General features: G+C 52.2%; 1 protein-coding gene. It reads left to right on the top strand.

Features of this window, described 5'->3' with window-relative positions; genetic code table 11:
* The first annotated feature begins 433 nt into the window (after positions 1 to 433).
* Complete coding sequence (locus tag ACOVRA_RS08740; protein ID WP_421719950.1) at positions 434 to 1,087, top strand: hypothetical protein; 654 nt, start codon at positions 434 to 436, stop codon at positions 1,085 to 1,087.
* The last annotated feature ends 127 nt before the right edge of the window (positions 1,088 to 1,214 follow it).

The following is a 1,214-nucleotide window of genomic DNA, read 5'->3' as shown; positions in this document are numbered from 1 at the left end:
GCCACGCAGGGCATCTTGGGTTAGCTTTGCATAGCCGATGAGGTCTTCCGACATCGGGCCCGTCTCCTGCTTTTGGCCATTTCTGGCGTTATGATTATGGCGATCTTCTTAATCCTGCTTTCGCCCGCGCGCAATCGACTTCGGTGTCCAAGCGAACCTTAGCACCCAATGGGCGAGTGATAATCCACGTGTTGAACGAAGCCGTGCGATGATCGTTCCAATAGAGTTTTCATGAGAGGCTGAAAGCAAAAAACATCGCTTCTCAAAATTTATAATCGATACAGCGGGCTACATATATTTATCATTTGATTTTTATACTTCTATAGGGACAGTATCGCTGTATTTACCCTTTGGTTACAATTTAGATTGATTCTAAATTACTCCGTGTACGTGATTGATTCTGATTTAGGCGATTATGGAGATTGCAAACTCTATGCTGATCCAAAGAGATGCAGGTCCCGGGGCACCGGGCCTAGTCGCGTTAAGCGCAACCGTTTCAGCGGTCGGCTTGCATTTTGTGCCGCGGCATCCCGTCGTTTGGGCAAGACCAAGCCGCTGTTATTGGAACGTACGCGACTGCGTGGCGCAATCTGGCGGGCGAATTCGATTCGGTTGGTTGGTGGTCGAGATTGAAGCTTTAACATTGTTAGCTTGGCACCATGCGGTGTGGCAGCGGCCTGATGGCACATGGGTGGATATCACCCCGCACAGCCAAACGGGTTGGGGCGAGGGAACCAGCGCCTTTTTAGAAGATCCACGCCAAGACTATGACCTATCTTGGCCGCCAGCCCAAATCCAGCAATTTGAGCCCATCGTGAATGACCCGCGACTGGAAGCGTTCATCAAGGCCTATCAGACCCAATTCGCTTTGCAACGCGCCTATCTTGAGAAACAACGCGCCATTGCAGGGGTCGTATTCGATGAGACGCACATGCGCCTGCACGCGCAGGACCCGATTAGTGGGGCATTGCTGCAAGACTTAGAGCGCATTTGGAAACCCAAAATCAATGCAGCCGATGCCCATCGAAGTATCCTGCTTGAAGCCCTCGTTGCCTGTCAAAATGAGCGGTCAAAGCAAGCGGCATGACCCGCATTGCGTCAGTGGATTGAGTTTTGCTTGGAAAGTGGAGGGGGTTGCTGTTGCCGGGCCCCCCTCCGAGCCCCGCCTTCGGCCGAAGCCTTGGGACTTAGTCGGATGTCAATCAGACCGCATT

The organism is Aquidulcibacter sp. (assembly GCF_049239865.1).
Taxonomy (GTDB): Bacteria; Pseudomonadota; Alphaproteobacteria; order Caulobacterales; family Aquidulcibacteraceae; genus Aquidulcibacter.
Note: the sequence above shows the minus strand (reverse complement) of the source record. Positions and strands in the feature narration are given on the sequence as shown.

What these genes read in the sequence shown, in the direction of transcription:
- ACOVRA_RS08740 (WP_421719950.1), top strand. Translation starts at nt 434, where the DNA reads ATGCTGATCCAAAGAGATGCAGGTCCCGGGGCACCGGGCCTAGTCGCG.